Genomic DNA, 16,165 nt, shown 5'->3' on the forward strand with positions numbered 1-16,165 from the left:
AAAGGTAAGCGTCAAATAGTGAACACATATTAATAGAAGAAGATTCGTGAGATACTCCTCCCATAGAACACATTTTGGGAGGTATTTATTTGAAAAGAAAAGAGAAAGAAGCATACTGGTCTGCGAAGATCGATGAATATCAAAACAGTGGACTAGCGCTTTCTGAATGGTGTGAAACTGCAGAGGTTGCCGTGCACAATATGAAGTATTGGCTAAGGAAGCAGTCACCAGTTAATCATACCGCACGTCAGGAGACCAGTTGGGTCTCCTGTGTAGTGGAAGAATCGATAGAGAACTCGATTTCCTTGAAAGTAAATCATGTGGATATCGAGGTGACAAGTGGCTATGATGAAACTCTGTTACTTCAAGTGATCCGGACGCTACGTCAGATATGATGAATGATCGCGCCGTTGGGCGCGTCTATCTGGCTGCTGGTCCGACAGATCTTCGGAAGTCGATTGACGGACTAGCTGTCATTGTCCAAGAGCTGTTCCAACTTGATCCTTTCTCCAAAGCACTTTTTGTCTTCTGTAATCGGAAGAGAGATAAACTCAAGATTCTATTCTGGGATCACAATGGATTCTGGCTCTATTACCGAAGACTCGAGAAAGGGCTGTTCGATTGGCCGGATCTTGAGTCTGTTCAACCACTTTCCATTTCGAGCCGACAGTTGAACTGGCTCCTGGATGGGTTACCGTTGAACCAACGTGACGCACACCCTTCAGTCTCGGCGAAAAAAGTAATTTGAGTCTACTCCTTGGAATAATTTTATGCTATTATTGTTCCTATGAGAAAACCAGACAAGAAAACCCAACTTACAATTGAAGAGCTCGAGAAGAAGAACGAACAACTCGAGTAAGAGAAGAAAAAGCTTGAGGCTCAGATGGAATGGTACAAGCAACAGTTCACTCTACTCCAACAGAAACGCTTCGGAACTTCTAGTGAGAAGACGAACAAGGACCAGTTTGAATTACCGTTGTTCAATGAGGCAGAAGTTTCTTCAGCGATCCTTCTTGTAGAGCCTACGCTTGAGACGATAAACTATACACGCAAGAAGAGAATCGGACGTGCAGATAAGTTGAAAGACCTGCCGGTCGAGACGATTCACTATGACCTCTCTGATTCGGAGAAGGTCTGTTTAGAATGCGATCATTCCATGCACGAGATGAGCACACAGATACGCAAAGAACTGAAGATCATCCCGGCGCAAGTAACAGTTGTCGAACATGTACAGCATATCTACAGTTGCCGTCATTGTGAAGAACATGCGATCAAAACACCTATTAAGAAAGCTGAGATGCCGAACCCGGTGATCCCGAAGGGATTAGCGTCTCCATCTGCCATTGCATACGTGATGACGCAGAAGTTTGCTGATGGGCTTCCTCTTTATCGACAAGAGAAACAACTCGAACGGATGGGCATTCCATTGAATCGACAGACGTTATCGAACTGGATGCTTTCGAGTACGACGCGATGGCTCAAGCCGTTCTATGATGAACTCTATCGTCGTCTTCGTGAGGAAAAGGTTCTCCATGCGGACGAAACTGTCCTGCAAGTTCTCGACGAACCAGGGAAAAGGGCGGAATCAAAATCCTATATGTGGCTTTATCGGACAGGTAGAGACTCTAAGACACCGATCGTACTCTTTGATTATCAAGCAAGTCGTGCCAAAGAGAATCCGCAAAAGTTTTTAAAAGGCTACCAGGGTTATCTCCATGTGGATGGCTATGCAGCCTACGAGTCTATTCAAAATGTGGAGCTCGCTGGCTGCTGGGCCCATGCTCGCCGTAAATTCGATGAGGCACTCAAGGCATTAAAAGGTGCGCCAGCTGGTGCAGGTCGAACGACGGTCGCTAAAAAGGGACTCGATTTCTGCAACCGATTGTTCGCAATTGAACGCAAGACGAAAGATAAAATGCCTGAAGAACGACTTGAAATAAGGAAAAACGACAGTCAGCCTGTGCTGGATGATTTTTTGGTATGGCTAAAAGAACAAAAAGAAATTGTCGCTCCGAAGACTGCAACTGGGACTGCCATCTCCTATACGCTTAAACAATGGCCTAAACTGATAACATTTATGAAAGATGGTCGTATCGAGATCGACAATAATCGAGCAGAGCGATCAATAAAACCTTTCGTAATCGGTAGAAAAAACTGGCTTTTTGCAGTTTCCACAAGAGGTGCTACTTCAAGTGCAATCGCCTATAGTCTCGTAGAGACCGCAAAAGAGAATGGCATAAACCCCTTCTTCTACCTGCAGTTCCTTTTCGAAGAACTTCCTCAACGTAATCTTGAAAAAATCGAGGAGTTTGAAGACTTGATGCCTTGGTCGAAGACCTTACCAAAGAATTGTTATATCCAGTCAAAGAAATAGAAAATGCCCCGAAGAATCTTTAATCGATTCTTTGGGGCATTTTCTTTTATATGAAACAACGTGTTCATTTTTTGACGCTTACAGTAATAGAAGTTGCGGTCGGTAAGTCTATATAGTTCCCACATGAAACAAATATCGGTTTTACATTTCGATGCGTTCGTAAAGCTCTGCCGTAGATCTCTTTGTGTATACGTATATCTTCATAAGAACCCGCCTCGTTTTCAGGCATTTTAAATTCGGCATACGCTATTTTCAAGTAACTTTTGGCAATGCCGATAGTTGGTTTATCCAGAAAGAAAGAAGCATGCGTTGCGATTCCCATATGCCTCGGATGTAAATAGCCATTGCCATCAAACATAAATAGATCTGGCGTGTGCGTAAGCTTTTTGGCCGCTTCAATAACTAAAGGAAGTTCCCGAAATGCCAAATAGCCGGGAATATAAGGAACGGTGATCATTCCTTTGCTCGTTGTTTCCTCAATAACTGCCTTTGTAGCATAGTCAATGACGACGATGCTGCAAACACCCCATTCCATCCCATCATCTTCCCAGTAAGCTACGTCCACCCCTGCAATGAGATGAATAGCAGAAGCAGTCGTACTGTTTACCAAACGTATCTTTTCGTTTAAACCGCTTTGAATGGCATTCCATTTCTTATGGTCGTTCGAAAACGGATGAACATCCTGTATATCTATTTTCATTCCTCCTAGATGACTGCATTACTTCTTTCTATCGAGAAATCAGCTAACCTACTTTTAACCATAATATGTTCGGTATGAACGATATATATACTCTTCCCCGCTACTAGTGAAATCATTTCTTGAAATTTATTAATTTATATTTGAATAATATAGTCATCCCAATATTCATGATGAAATGAACGAAAATAGGCACTAGCAGATTGCTCGTTTCAAAGTAAATCCAACCAAAAACTAAGCTTGGGATACAGATGTTCAGTAACATGATGGGCTTTTTAAAGTATTGGGTATGTATGAGCAAAAACAAACCAGTCGTTAATAAAATTGCACCCCATTCGTGGGATGTATAAAGGAAAAGTACGTTTTGAATGATGCCCCTAAAGAATGTCTCTTCAAATACTGCGGCAATGAACATAAACAGGAAAATCCTTGGCAGTGATTCGTCTTGATAGGAATTATTGTTATCATCGATAAAATTAGATGGAATCGTAAAAGTCAGAACGACTCCGTATATGACTAAAGCAATGGATGAAAAAACTACAATCATGATAGATTCCATTGGTTGATCAAATGAAAGTAGATTTTGTATGGTGAGAATGTCGTAAACTAACAAGGCAAATAGAATAGCTATACAAATAAACGTAAATGAAGTAAATACGATAATCATATCTTTAGTTTTGGATTCTTGTGTTCTTTTTTCAAACCCATTGTGAACTTGATCCATTTAAATGACTTCCTCTCTCGATGACGTTGTTCAAGTTGAAATACTATCTGGTGATTCTTAAACTTTCTAAAATCCCCTCATTTTCTAGGGAGCATTCCATTCGTTATCTTATTCATCATTTTATCCGACAAAGTTCCAATGCTGATCAGAACAAGGAAAACAATAATGAGGAAAACGAGAGATTGCAAGAAGATATTCGAAAACTGTCCCGCCATCCAATTTCCACCGTAATAAATCAGAGTCGTTATAGCTAGTACCGTAAAGACAAAATTAATGGACACACCTATACGTTGGTTTGTATGTAGCTTTTTAATCTCTCTCCAAGTTTCTTTGTCTTTTATGAAATTCCGTATCACTAGTAGTACTAATAATGAAATTAAAACATAATCGTTCACGTTCACCCTCCTCTATTAACGTACAAGATCATGCACTACTTTTGAATGAAGTGTAATATTATATCACTTATGTAGGTTTCCAAGAATACTGCCAAGATAATGAGCGGCCCTATTAGCGTCACGTAAATTTTTATTATTTGCCTTTTATTTATTAACTTAAAAATGTGTAACGCCTCTTCTTTACAAATGCCTTTAAAGTTGAAGCTTTACGGAAAAACCAACGTCTACTTGTCTATCTACGAGAACCAGGATTTCCACCATACGATCATTCGAACGTACAGATGCTACTACTTTTCACTCCTCAATAAAGTACGGACTCAAGTATGCGATTCCTAGACTAACGCCGAGCGCTACTGAAAAAGCAGTTAATACGTTGAGATTATCTTTAAAAATAATATTACTTAGTATACAAAGAACAAAAAGAATCAAAAAGTATTTCAAAAATTTAGTATGACGTTTTCTCAAATTCTTGACTCCCCATTCACCTTGTCTAGCGTTATTAAAATATTCTTCCGTTCGTAGAAGGTATGACCCAAACTTTATATCGGTCCTCTGGTGTGTTTTCTGTAATCACCTGGAATTCTTCTATCGCAGCAAGCCTAAAAGCTAATGCATACGCTATTTTATAATCACACGTGTCATAGCCATCATACAATCTGGCATACATTTCATTTGCTATTGAATCGGCCCAAACATCCGCTTCGAACAAGCTATCAAATATAATATCCTCAGTTTTCCACCTATCCGTCATCTTTTAACCTCCTATTATTGAGTTCGATTCATTAGAAATTTTTAAAAGCTACTATCCCTTTTCCTTCCACTTGAAAATGATAGTCATTATCACTTGTTTATTGTATACTAAAAACAATCTTCCTCTACTTGATTTCTTGTAGGGATCAGCTTTATTATACAAAGAAAGGACGAGTTAATAAAACATATATACATACTTTGCAACATGCAAATGGTTTTCTATCCGTATTTCCATGTAAGGTAGAGTCATTCGTAAATTCATCAAAAGTGAGTTTAATTATCGTGAAAAAATGGTCATTATTTGTATTCATATTTGCCTGTATGCTTGTGATCTCCGCATGCGGATCGAAAGAAACGGATACACAAACAGACAAATCGTCTAGCACTACTCAAGAAGGCACGGAATCGACTGAAATCAAGATTAAGCATGAACTTGATGATCAAGAAGTAGTTTTGAATAAAGTTCCAGAAAAGTTGTAGTATTGGATTTTGGTGTTTTAGATACTTTAGATTCATTAGGCATTGAAGTTGCAGGTGTTCCACAAAATGCGGTACCTGAGTATCTAAAAAAATACGCTGGATCTGAGTATACGAATGTCGGAAGTTTAGTGGAACCGGATTTTGAAGCAATTGATGGAATGAAACCAGACCTTATTATAATTGGAGATCGTCAAGCTGAAATGTATGACGAATTCAAGAGTATTGCGCCAACCGTTTATATGAGTGTCGACTTCACGAACTATATCGATTCATTTACAGACAATATGGAAACGATTGCGAATATATTTAATGAAAAAGAACAAATCGACAAAGAAGTAGCTGAATTAAATGAAAAAGTCGAGGCTGTTCAAGAGAAAACGAAAGATCTAGATGCGAAAACATTAATTGTCATGGTCAATGAAGGAAAAATAAGTGCTTACGGGCCGGGTTCTCGTTACGGTGGATTCATCCATGATGTCGCTGGATATAAAGCGGTAGATGAAAACATTGAAAAAGCGAGATTTGGTCAATCCATTAACTTCGAATATATAACGGACAAAAATCCAGACATTATCTTTGTGGTTGACCGTAGTGCAGTGCTAAATACCGCGCATGATAGCACGAAGGAAATATTTGAAAATGAGCTTGTGAAAAGAACAAACGCGTACAAGAATGACCATATTATTTATCTGGACACAGAAGCATGGTTTTATGGCGGCGGATTGCAATCATCGAAAGTGATGGTTGAAGATACAAATGCGTATTGGAATTAACAAGATTCACATATCAGTGTTTTTAAACTAAAGAAAAACCATCTAAAGCTGGAGTCTCTTTGCATTAGATGGTTTTTTTCTGTGTAATCAAGTGAACAGCGCTTGACCCCGGCGCTATACTCATCTCACTACTCCCCTATGTACGTCTCTTTACTACTTAACTTCACTAAAAACGGATATAGAATCAGAGCCAAAATAAATAAAATAGGAAATAAGCTGAATATTATAGCCCCTCGAATGTCAAAAAACAATTGAATAACTAATGGCAATAAAACAATCAAAGTTAATATACCCATTTTCCCCTTAGACTTTTGCGTTTGATACTGTGTTTTATCGCAGTGAGGGCAAGTCATGGCAGGGTTCAATGTGGAAGTCTTTTTTATTGTTTGTATCCAACTCCATTTATTATGACAAATTTGGCATGTTGGCATATAAATCACTCCTATATCTCTTTTGTCTGGCCTTTTAACGGCATGGAATATCTAAAGCCATACCCACTACCCCCGTGCTGAATTCCTTTTTTTAATTAATAAATCCGAAACTACAAATGATATTACGGGAACTAATGGCAACAAAATTATCCAATTTCTGAAGCTGATATAAAGTAAGGGCGCAATAAAAGTAATTGTACCAAAAAATATAGTTAATCTGGACTTTCTCTTTAGCCCGAGAAAAAGAAGAATAAGTGATATGAAAATCATTAATCCCACGAAAATATTTAGCAAAACATTCACCCTTTCACTTGTTAATAGCCTAGAGCATCTGCAACAATCTAGCTCGTTTAAAGCACAACATGTCATGTTTCGTTATTGCCCCCTATTCTTGAACTATTAAGGGGCTACAAGCTCCACTTTTATTCTGTCTGGGTCTTCAAAATAAACAGCATAATAGTCCTTTCCACCAGCGAATGGATGCTTCTTTGTATAAAGTATAGAAATCCCCTTACTTTTCAATTTCTCTGTTATGTCATCGACGTGTTGACGTGAAGCAGCGTGAAATGCTAAATGATTTAATCCCACTCTAGATCTATGATAGGGGACGTCAAGGAAACGTTCTTCTGTTTGAACAAAAACTAGATAAGTATCATCTAATTTCCAACTTTGTCCGCTTTTCCACTCTTGAAAGGAGCTGTATCCTAATTCCTCAAGAAACCAACCCCAAAAATTGATTGTTCTTTTCAAATCCGAAACATATATCTCAACGTGATGAAGTAATCCTTTCGACAATAAATAACGCCCCTTTATTTATTCAATTGGTCCCATTTAGGCACAGTTCTTGTTCTGTTATCGCCCCGATTGTAGTAATCGCTATTTTTTCTTAATGGACTCTCGGCTCATTAAATAATAAGCAGTGCCAGCTATAAATAACCCTGTACTAAGCCACATCGCTATACCGTTCCATTCGGCATTAAACAATGTGATATTTGTTAGGTTCACAAAATATATGGCAATTAAAATAACGTATAATCCCATTATTTCTTTCATTTTCACACCCCCACAAAATGGTCTATTCCTGAAATAGGTGCAGATCTCTAATACAAGAATTGCGCCCTTTAGCGTAATAAGTAAATGTAAATTATAAATAGCAAAGAAATCGCTATGATAGATTTAATCCATAATATTTTTTTACCTATACCAGCTTTCCCTTCAAGATAATTTAAGTAAATCATTGTTAAAGGAAAACCTAACAATGCAAATGAAGAATCCCCACCAACGGCTTCAACATATTTGATTAATCCTACTACAATGATGAGAAGTCCTAGTGTACCAATGGACATATTAAAATATAAAGTGCCCCTATCGTTTTCCTCCAATTTTTCTCCTCCCAGTTGTACATATCTATATTTACTTATTCTCAAGTCTAAAAACTAATCGTTGTTAAACTAAATGGTCCGATTGCTTAACAGGTGTAAGTCTTTGATCGAGATTTGCCCCGATCGAAGAAAAAACTGTTTTATTCCATTTATGCATTTCGTCTAGAAACTAGATATATGAAAATTGTTATGAGAACAAAGTTTTGCATAGCTGACACTCTAATCCCAATAAAGGTCTCTTCACTGTTTGCGACAGAGACGTAATTATATCCATTACTTGAATAACAAACCGTCATTTAATAGCTTTCTTAAACTCTACTAGCCCTAAAATCAACATCGCTGTAGCTAAAGTATTTATTAGTAATATTAACCACCGATTTATTTTTCCTTTGTACAAATCCTCGATCATCGGATCTGTTTGCTTGGCAATGTTCGCCCAGTTGACGCCTTTATTTATGGAACTACCAAAGTGGTTCATCTTTTCCACTTAATTTGATTTTCGAAATTAAAAACGGAACAAATAGTAGACTTAACCATCCCAAAGTTAATAATTTCTGCGATTCAGCTGAGATGTATTGTCTGTCACCACAATTGGGGCAGTCTTTTCCCTTCTTTAAAAATCCAAGTGCGATTATGTCTAATACATTCCACTTGTTGTTACAGTTAGTGCAACGTGGCATGACGATCCCCTCCTATCCTTCTTTAACCAACACCCATGTTCTTAATGAAAAACTAACTTCCAGTAAGAACATGGACCACTCTAGTATTCTTACGTTTATATAGTAGAGTGGGTTTCACTTTTTTGACGGTTTCGAATTCATAGAACTATGTCCCGGCCTTCTTCCTATTGTTACTGCTCTATCTATTTAAAAAAGAAAACACCGCAATATGCGATGCTTTCCTACTTATAAATGACGCAAAATAAATCGTAATTTCTTCAACCCTTTTTTCGATCTCTTCACCGCCACATAAACTTGCGCAAATAACTTCTCTACCTTTGCGCGTTCTTCATTGGTCACACTATGCGGACTATATTTGGCTTTTTGATAAATTTTCAAACTTTCTTCTGTGTCTTGTCTTAGTTGCGGATCAATTCCCCCAACTGCGTCAGGTATTGTTTTAAATGAAGGTAGTTTCGCAACAACTTGTTCTTTTTCTAACATTTGCACCATGAGCTGGACATGGTTCACAACAGCTACTCGATGATCTTTCACTTGAAGTTTGTGCTGACGTTTTCTCTTTCTTAAGACGTACCATACAAACAGGATGAAGAGAATCACAACGATGATCATATTCAACCAGAACCACAACACCGTGTTTGGATTCACTTGCTTTGCATCTTCTGGTTTGTCCTGATCTTGCTGCACTTCCGTCGTATCATTCGGTTCAGGTTCAGCTGCACCTCCGCCAGTGACATCCGGTGAATCAGCGCCCGAAGCTGGATAGTCTTTTTTATTGATTTCTGGCATTTTCTCAGCATACCCCGGTGTCACTTCAATTGGGACCCAGCCGACCATATCGACGTAGATTTCTGTCCACGCATGAGCGTTTTTCTCGCTGATGTTGATTTCACTGAATGACTGAAGACCTTTCACGTCATCCAGCCCGACGATATAGCCTTCCGCATAACGCGCAGGTGTGCCGAGCATTCTGAATGCCAATGTCGCGACCGTCGCATAGTGAACGGAGTAGCCTTCTTTTGACTCTTCCAATATGCCCGTCACAAAATCCTGATCTTGTATCGGTTCGGCATGTTCGCTATAACTCATCGACTGTGCTAAGAAACGTTCCACTTCTTGAATCGTTTGTTCATATGGTAAACGTCTTTCTAAATCGAGTACGTTCTCGTCTAAATGGTTACGCAACACATTCAAGCTATCTTGCGGCACAGTAAGATATTCATTGTAGACATATTGATTGTAATGACTTTCACGACGTAAATAGTCAGTGTCTTTTGTTGCATACACCGCATTCGCGATTTGTGGATAATCGGTGTAGGGCGTTAACATATAGTTCATTTCTACTGTGCGTCTGCCGAATATGCCTGTCGCATGCAGCGCGTCTGCTTGTTTCGTACGGATCAGGTTTGTATCGATCCCAGCCAATTCATACGGCGCATAAATATATCGACTTGATGCACCGACATTTTGAATGACGAGTTTTGCCTCTTCGTACGCCTCTGGCAAACTGCTTTTCGCAGCCAAGCTCAGCTGTTTCGCTCCGGTGAAATCTTCTTTCTCTAGCGCTTCAAGCAACGACTTCTCTTTCCTATATGCGTCACCCTCGATTTCCTTCCAGCCGACTGGTGTATAAGTCGAACCGACGAATCCTTTCAAAAACAATGGACTCGGATTTTCCATCGCGACTTTTAACGCAGTATGATCGTCCGGTGTAAACGTAGAAAGCCGACGGAAGTTTCCGCCTGTTAACACGGGTGCTCCACCTTTAAAATAGCGGAACTTCTCACCTTGGTAACGTACAGTGTCTTCCCATTTTGAACTGCTCGTAAATTCTCCATTCCCATTCTGATTGATTGCCGTATAAGCAAACATCAGCACGACCAATGAAATAGGTAAGATCGCCATCCGTTTCCACCAACGCAATGAAAGTTGATTCATATACAACAGTGTCAAAATCAACACTGCGAAAAACAAAATGTCCAGGATCAATGATGGAGACGTACCTAGAAGTACTTGAATCGACCAAATCACAAGTGCTAGCGTCACGACGATCCAACGTTTTTGATTGGCAATCGCGTAATAGATAGCACTACCGACTAATAAAGCGATTTGACCGAGGATCATACCGTTCAGCCAGGAGTCTGTTTCATTTACAGACAATACATCCATATAAATATGATTGTATTCTGCAAGTGTAACGAACAACGCGTTGATCGTCCGCTTCACGTCATCCACGTACTTCGATAGGAAGATTAAACTGAAGACGACACTTGCGATTAATACGACGTCGCCACCACGTTGTTTCCACTGAATGCGCGCGGCCATCCACAGCAACACGAGCACCAGCGCAGGTCCGATATGAATTTCTGGAAACAACATCGCACGGATCACAAGGAAAGCCGCCACTAGCACACTATACGCTACTACTCCATTGAGCCATTTCATACAGCGGATCCCTCCTTATTCTCCGAGATCACGATCGTTTGATATTCCGTGCTGCGCGCATTATTTGTTGTCAACACGATACAGTTTGGATACGTTCTTCTCAACGTTTTCCATTGTTCATCCGACATCGATAACGCGGATGCACTTTTTGTTAGTACTTCTTTTAACGCCAGTGCGGCTTCGCGTTCATTTTTAATCGTTAACTGCTCACTTGTTGTGTGATCTACTAGAAGCTGGACTTCATGATGGCCTGCGACATAGGAATACAACAACGCAGAAAACGTTTCGATGAATTCATCATAGAGTGCGACGCGATTTGTAAACGATGTGAAATCAACTGTCATCATTACCGCATCCCCTATGAGCGTTTCATGCTGTTTGACGAATAGCTCGTCGACTTTACTCGATAACTTCCAGTGAATTTGTTTGACCGAGTCGCCTGGTTTATACACCGATACTTCCGCAAGCTCTTCGCCATCGATTTTCTTCATCGGAATCGCACCTGGCGTTTGCAGCACATGCTGATTCTGCTCGATGCGTTGAAGTTTCAAGAAATACGGATTCGGCATGATCAACATCGTGGACTGCGTATCGATCTTCTGCACCGAACGGAAGAATGCGAAACTGTCTTTGATGGTCATCTGTTTCATTCTTATCGTCACTTGTCCCATATATTTCTGCGGCAGAATGAATGCAAATTCTTCGGCACTCTTCGCGGGGATGGATAAGATGTGCTCGTGAATTTCTTGCCTGCCTGTGAATACGTGCTCGATGACGAGTTGGATATGTAGTTGTGTGACGGGTAATCGACTCGTGTTTTCTACGCGTAGTTGATAGCCCATCTGATCATTCTTATATAGTTCATTCGTTGCTATGATCTCGCAATGTAATTTTCCTTTTACGAGGTAAACACTTAACACGAGCCACAGCCAAACAATGAATGATCCGACTGCGAACAGTAGCGCGAAATGCGTCGTCGTAAAGATGAAAAATGCGAGCGTGAACAGCAGCCAGACGACGCTGATCAGTAATGTAAACAGCATACGATCAGCCCTTAAAATGTCGCAAGCATTGCTTGATCGGGCGTGGCAACACTTTGCAGTAGTTTTTCGAGTAGCGCATCTTGTTCCGCTTCAGCACCTGGTACGCTCGATAGGATGACGCGGTGTCGGCTCGTCGGTAACCACACGGCATGGACGTCTTCTGGAATGACGTAATCGCGGTCTTGCAGGAATGCATGTGCTTTCGCCATCTGACAGAGTGCGAGTGCGCCACGCGGGCTAATTCCTTGATGAATTGACGGATGGTTTCGCGTTTTCTCCGTAAGTGCCGTGACGTAACGCAAGATTTCTTCGTGAATGAAGAGGTCTTGTACTTGCTGTTGAAGCGCAAGTAATTCGTTTTTTGTGATGATCTGTTCCAGTGAAGATAGCGGATCGGTCTGCTGTCGATTTTTCAGCATCTCGACTTGATCTTCAAAATCAGGATATCCGACACTTAATTTTGTCATAAAACGGTCGATTTGCGCGCTAGGTAACGGCTGCGTTCCGATCGTGCCGTACGGATTTTGCGTTGCAATGACGTGAAACGGTGCGGGCAATGGATACGTCACACCATCGACTGTCACTTGTCTTTCCTGCATCGCTTCAAGCAATGCCGCTTGTGTTCTTGAAGACGTCCGGTTGATTTCATCGCCGAGCAATAAGTTACACATGACGGCACCTTCTTTAAAGACAAATTCGTTCTTTTCTTTATCGAACATCGTGAAACCGATGACGTCAGATGCCACGACGTCTGGTGTGAACTGGATACGGTTTGAATCAAGTCCGACGACCCGGCTGAATGCTTTTGCGAGTGTCGTCTTCCCGACTCCCGGTAAATCTTCGAGCAGTACATGTCCTCCAGCTAGAAACGTCATCCATACTTTTTGGATGACGTCGTCTTTCCCGTTAATTACTTTTTTCATTTCATTGAGTACGTGTGTTGATTGATTGCTCATTCGTCAGTTCCTCCTGTTGTTGCTGTTCACAGCTTCCACGATATCGTCCGCTGTAATAGCAAATGGAAATAATCCTCGCGCGATTTTACTCGCCGCGGTTGTATAAAATCGATTGGACGTAAAGAACGTCTTCGGGTTATTGATCGCGATCAGTGATTTGTCGAACAGCATGCCGACACGTGTTGACACTTCTGCCGCAAATTCTATGTCGTGCGTTACGATGATCGTCGTGATATTGCGTTTTTGCAGTGTTTGAATCAACTGAACCACTTCTTGTTTCGACATGACGTCCATTCCTTTAGTCGGTTCGTCGAGCAATAAAATAGCTGGATTATGCAGCAATAATTTCGCCAATGCGATCTTTTGCTGCTCACCGCCACTTACATCAAAAGGGTTTCTCTTTGCTAACTGTTCAATTTGTAGCTGTTTCATCATATCCGTAACAGTGGATTCTCTTTGCTCTTTCGGCAATTTTTGCACAGTAGCCAACAGTTCTTCGTTCACTGTCGAGTGCATAAACAACGCTTGCGGGTTTTGCGGCAATAAAACGATATTGCCTTTCCACTTAGCTGGCACGACGTCATCCATAAGAATCTTACCTGCATACGGCTTATGCAATCCCGCAAGCAACTTCAAGAACGACGACTTGCCGACCCCGTTGCCTCCGACGATCGTGAAAATTTCTCCACGGTGAATCGTCACGCTCATATCCGCAAGCAAATCATCGCTTTTACGGTTATAACGGAAATACAGATTTTTTACTGTAATGAGAGGGGGATGCTTTTTCCTCATCGGATCCATCGGCGGTACAGCGGGTGGATAGCGCCGAATGAAGTCCATCCCTTCGCGCACAGTAATCGGCGTGTTCTCCAGAAAACCAAGCTTATGATAGACACGCATCGCCGCAGTGAGTGCGTCAAGCATCGGATGGTCGAGTAACGAATGACCGATCAACTTCGGCGTCGAATCGTACAGAAGCGAGCCGTTTTCCATGAATAATACGCGGTCACAGACAGGCAACAATTCTTCTAGCCGATGTTCGACAATGAGAATCGTCATGCCGAGTTCTCGGTTGATTTTATCAAGCAACGTCAAAAACTCGGAAGCCGCGATCGGATCGAGCTGAGAAGTCGGTTCATCGAGCAATAAAATTTCCGGCTCCATCGCAAGCACTGCCGCTAAATTGACGAGTTGTTTCTGCCCGCCCGATAAGTCGCTAATACTGTCATGTAACCAGTTCTGAATGCCGAAGAAACTGGCCACTTCCGCAATCTTCCGCTGCATCTCTTCCGTCGCGACCCCCATGTTCTCGAGGCCGAACGCGAGCTCTTGCCAAACTTTTTCCATGACCATCTGCTCGTCGGGATTTTGCATCATATAGCCGATCGCGGTCGCCGTCATTGTAGCGGGCAGGTCATCGAGTTTTCGACCACTGAAATACACATTGCCGCTCAATTTACCAATCGGTCGCATTTCCCGCTTTAACATCTTGAGTAACGTCGACTTTCCAGAGCCCGTAGGACCAAATAACGTCACGAATTCCCGTGGCATAATCGAAAAGGAGACGTCACGCAAGACTTGTTGTTCTTCATAATAGAAGTTTAGATTTTCGACTGTAAGTATCGCCATTTGACACTCTCCTTCGCTTCATAGATAAACGGCAACAGCATCAGTAAGCTAATAATGACATAATGCCCTGTACCTAGTGTCTGTTCACTAATTTCCGGGTAATACTGTGTTTGGTGTTGCGTGAAGTACCCGATGTAATAGAGAAGAAATAAAACGAGTCCTGCAGTCAGCACACCGTCACGCTTCGTAAAACGCATGATTTCATACTGCGTCCTCGCTTTCGTCATACCATATCCACGTGCTTTCATAACGTCTGGCTTCACAAAGACGAACTCAGCCGTCTGGACAAGTGTCTGCCGCCATAAAGCGAACGCTCGATGAAATTTCACGAATCTGCTGGATACTTTGTAATAACCAATCCCACGCTGCGCCATGTGTTTTTCCTGCCATTTCGTTTTAAATGTAGGAATGAACCGCCATAGCATCGAAACGAGAATACCGAGATTAGCAGACACTTTCGTCACTACAGCAAGTATTTTATTCGTCGTGAAAATCTCGAAATAACTCTTCATCCAAAAACACGTCGCGACAATGGCCCCCGCTAGAACGAGACCTTTCGTTACAGCTTCCCGCGTCACCGCATGGTCGTTCAGGAAAAACAAGGGAGTGAAACCGTTATGCACATACGATGGGTACGCGAGCGCAATGAATAGAAAGACGAAAAAGTAATACAGTAGATCTTTACTTGCCGCCCGTACTCCGTGCAACATGGAAAAATACAGAATACCGCCGACGAGCGAAAGCGCCACGATGATCGGATGAAACGAGCTGAACATCGTGACGAGGACAACGGTCATATAGACAAGTAGCAATACAGGATGAAAGTTCGAAAATGCGCTCATCTAGTTTCCTTCTTTCTTTGTTTGAGGTATGTAGCCATCCAGATCCCGTCCTAGATCACATGTGTAGTGGAATTCGACTTCATCGCCGTCATGCAGTTTGTATTGACTAACCCCCTGACTCGGGAATTCGTCGTTCACTTTATACATCCAACCACTTAACGGCCCACAATTAAACTCATACAAATAGTTGATGCCTTGAACGTAAATACTGTTGTAGATATTATAGTCGGCTCCTTGGTACTCCATCGGGATGCGGTGGTGGCGAGTCGCGCGGTCGAGAAGATCAAACGCGGTATCCCCGCTACGTAAAACATATTCCGATTTCGCAAGGATTTCGCCGTCCGGTTCGATATATTTCTCAAGGCCGGCTTTTAACTGGTCCATTGAATCGAGAACGGCATCACTGCGTATTTCGAGCGTCACTGTCTCTGAGTCTTCGGTAATTTCGTCGACATGTGTCAAATAATACTCTTCTACCGACTGGATTTTCGTTCCCGTAATGAGCCATCCGACAATAAAGAGGATGAATGCTACGACTAATAGATCTTTCTTCATTATATCCCT

Annotated in this window: 17 protein-coding genes and 2 pseudogenes; 4 read left to right on the forward strand and 15 right to left on the reverse strand. The window is 41.5% G+C overall.

The features are described 5' to 3' along the window. Positions 1-89 precede the first annotated feature (89 nt). From tnpA to tnpC, 3 genes and pseudogenes are all read left to right on the forward strand, one after another. On the forward strand, positions 90-395 hold the full coding sequence (gene tnpA / locus CSV76_RS15885; protein ID WP_085426922.1) for an IS66 family insertion sequence element accessory protein TnpA: 306 nt from the start codon (positions 90-92) through the stop codon (positions 393-395). Further along, positions 392-748 (forward strand): IS66 family insertion sequence element accessory protein TnpB, encoded by a 357-nt coding sequence (tnpB, locus tag CSV76_RS15890; RefSeq protein ID WP_085426923.1) that lies wholly within the window; start codon positions 392-394, stop codon positions 746-748. The genes tnpA and tnpB overlap by 4 nt, the downstream gene beginning before the upstream one ends. 39 nt (positions 749-787) lie before the next feature. Further along, positions 788-2,374: pseudogene (tnpC, locus tag CSV76_RS15895) on the forward strand (IS66 family transposase). A gap of 64 nt (positions 2,375-2,438) precedes the next feature. On the opposite strand, the gene CSV76_RS15900 reads toward tnpC, so the two are convergent. From CSV76_RS15900 to CSV76_RS15915, 4 genes are all read right to left on the reverse strand, one after another. Continuing rightward, positions 2,439-3,068, reverse strand: a complete 630-nt coding sequence (locus CSV76_RS15900) for an endonuclease V (protein WP_143560388.1) — start codon at positions 3,066-3,068, stop codon at positions 2,439-2,441. 118 nt (positions 3,069-3,186) lie between these two features. Further along, entirely contained in the window at positions 3,187-3,795 is a 609-nt protein-coding gene (locus tag CSV76_RS15905; protein WP_099626196.1) for a CPBP family intramembrane glutamic endopeptidase, read from the reverse strand. Between the two features lie 77 nt (positions 3,796-3,872). Continuing rightward, positions 3,873-4,190 (reverse strand): hypothetical protein, encoded by a 318-nt coding sequence (locus CSV76_RS15910; RefSeq protein WP_099626197.1) that lies wholly within the window; start codon positions 4,188-4,190, stop codon positions 3,873-3,875. 499 nt (positions 4,191-4,689) lie between these two features. Beyond that, a complete protein-coding gene (locus CSV76_RS15915) occupies positions 4,690-4,941 on the reverse strand; it encodes a hypothetical protein (RefSeq protein ID WP_099626198.1) in 252 nt (83 codons plus the stop codon). A 281-nt stretch (positions 4,942-5,222) separates the two neighbouring features. Here CSV76_RS15915 and CSV76_RS15920 point away from each other — a divergent pair. Further along, a pseudogene (locus CSV76_RS15920) lies at positions 5,223-6,193 on the forward strand (siderophore ABC transporter substrate-binding protein). A gap of 128 nt (positions 6,194-6,321) precedes the next feature. Here CSV76_RS15920 and CSV76_RS15925 read toward each other — a convergent pair. The 11 genes from CSV76_RS15925 to CSV76_RS15975 all read right to left on the reverse strand — a co-directional run bounded on the left by CSV76_RS15925 (position 6,322) and on the right by CSV76_RS15975 (position 16,156). Beyond that, positions 6,322-6,624 carry a TIGR04104 family putative zinc finger protein gene (locus CSV76_RS15925; RefSeq protein WP_099626199.1) on the reverse strand — a complete coding sequence of 101 codons (303 nt, stop codon included), beginning with the start codon at positions 6,622-6,624 and terminating at the stop codon, positions 6,322-6,324. A 399-nt stretch (positions 6,625-7,023) separates the two neighbouring features. Next, positions 7,024-7,419 (reverse strand): VOC family protein, encoded by a 396-nt coding sequence (locus tag CSV76_RS15930; protein ID WP_085426318.1) that lies wholly within the window; start codon positions 7,417-7,419, stop codon positions 7,024-7,026. A gap of 81 nt (positions 7,420-7,500) precedes the next feature. Then, a complete protein-coding gene (locus CSV76_RS17625) occupies positions 7,501-7,677 on the reverse strand; it encodes a hypothetical protein (protein ID WP_198166203.1) in 177 nt (58 codons plus the stop codon). Positions 7,678-7,745: 68 nt separating this feature from the next. Then, the gene (locus CSV76_RS15935; protein ID WP_085426319.1) at positions 7,746-8,006 is read right to left on the reverse strand and encodes a hypothetical protein; all 261 of its coding nucleotides are present in this window, start codon (positions 8,004-8,006) and stop codon (positions 7,746-7,748) included. A 292-nt stretch (positions 8,007-8,298) separates the two neighbouring features. Continuing rightward, on the reverse strand, positions 8,299-8,484 hold the full coding sequence (locus CSV76_RS15940) for a hypothetical protein (protein ID WP_085426320.1): 186 nt from the start codon (positions 8,482-8,484) through the stop codon (positions 8,299-8,301). Between the two features lie 427 nt (positions 8,485-8,911). Next, positions 8,912-11,131 carry a transglutaminase-like domain-containing protein gene (locus CSV76_RS15950; RefSeq protein ID WP_099626200.1) on the reverse strand — a complete coding sequence of 740 codons (2,220 nt, stop codon included), beginning with the start codon at positions 11,129-11,131 and terminating at the stop codon, positions 8,912-8,914. After that, a complete protein-coding gene (locus CSV76_RS15955; RefSeq protein WP_099626201.1) occupies positions 11,128-12,174 on the reverse strand; it encodes a DUF58 domain-containing protein in 1,047 nt (348 codons plus the stop codon). The genes CSV76_RS15950 and CSV76_RS15955 overlap by 4 nt, the downstream gene beginning before the upstream one ends. Positions 12,175-12,185: 11 nt before the next feature. Further along, positions 12,186-13,130, reverse strand: coding sequence for an AAA family ATPase (locus CSV76_RS15960; protein ID WP_099626202.1), 945 nt, complete (start codon positions 13,128-13,130; stop codon positions 12,186-12,188). Between the two features lie 3 nt (positions 13,131-13,133). Then, positions 13,134-14,759: an ABC transporter ATP-binding protein gene (locus CSV76_RS15965; RefSeq protein ID WP_099626203.1), complete on the reverse strand. Its 1,626-nt coding sequence runs from the start codon at positions 14,757-14,759 to the stop codon at positions 13,134-13,136. Further along, on the reverse strand, positions 14,732-15,601 hold the full coding sequence (locus CSV76_RS15970; RefSeq protein ID WP_099626204.1) for an energy-coupling factor transporter transmembrane component T: 870 nt from the start codon (positions 15,599-15,601) through the stop codon (positions 14,732-14,734). Before CSV76_RS15970 ends, CSV76_RS15965 begins: the two co-directional genes overlap by 28 nt. After that, positions 15,602-16,156 (reverse strand): DUF4430 domain-containing protein, encoded by a 555-nt coding sequence (locus tag CSV76_RS15975; protein WP_099626205.1) that lies wholly within the window; start codon positions 16,154-16,156, stop codon positions 15,602-15,604. Between the last annotated feature and the right edge of the window lie 9 nt (positions 16,157-16,165).

The organism is Sporosarcina sp. P17b, from assembly GCF_002743115.1.
Classification (GTDB): Bacteria; Bacillota; Bacilli; order Bacillales_A; family Planococcaceae; genus Sporosarcina; species Sporosarcina ureae_C.

What these genes read in the sequence shown, in the direction of transcription:
- CSV76_RS15955 (WP_099626201.1), bottom strand. Translation starts at nt 12,174, where the DNA reads ATGCTGTTTACATTACTGATCAGCGTCGTCTGGCTGCTGTTCACGCTC.
- CSV76_RS15915 (WP_099626198.1), bottom strand. Translation starts at nt 4,941, where the DNA reads ATGACGGATAGGTGGAAAACTGAGGATATTATATTTGATAGCTTGTTC.
- CSV76_RS15960 (WP_099626202.1), bottom strand. Translation starts at nt 13,130, where the DNA reads ATGAGCAATCAATCAACACACGTACTCAATGAAATGAAAAAAGTAATT.
- CSV76_RS15975 (WP_099626205.1), bottom strand. Translation starts at nt 16,156, where the DNA reads ATGAAGAAAGATCTATTAGTCGTAGCATTCATCCTCTTTATTGTCGGA.
- CSV76_RS15925 (WP_099626199.1), bottom strand. Translation starts at nt 6,624, where the DNA reads ATGCCAACATGCCAAATTTGTCATAATAAATGGAGTTGGATACAAACA.
- CSV76_RS15940 (WP_085426320.1), bottom strand. Translation starts at nt 8,484, where the DNA reads ATGAACCACTTTGGTAGTTCCATAAATAAAGGCGTCAACTGGGCGAAC.
- CSV76_RS17625 (WP_198166203.1), bottom strand. Translation starts at nt 7,677, where the DNA reads ATGAAAGAAATAATGGGATTATACGTTATTTTAATTGCCATATATTTT.
- CSV76_RS15950 (WP_099626200.1), bottom strand. Translation starts at nt 11,131, where the DNA reads ATGAAATGGCTCAATGGAGTAGTAGCGTATAGTGTGCTAGTGGCGGCT.
- tnpB (WP_085426923.1), top strand. Translation starts at nt 392, where the DNA reads ATGATGAATGATCGCGCCGTTGGGCGCGTCTATCTGGCTGCTGGTCCG.
- CSV76_RS15970 (WP_099626204.1), bottom strand. Translation starts at nt 15,601, where the DNA reads ATGAGCGCATTTTCGAACTTTCATCCTGTATTGCTACTTGTCTATATG.
- CSV76_RS15965 (WP_099626203.1), bottom strand. Translation starts at nt 14,759, where the DNA reads ATGGCGATACTTACAGTCGAAAATCTAAACTTCTATTATGAAGAACAA.
- CSV76_RS15905 (WP_099626196.1), bottom strand. Translation starts at nt 3,795, where the DNA reads ATGGATCAAGTTCACAATGGGTTTGAAAAAAGAACACAAGAATCCAAA.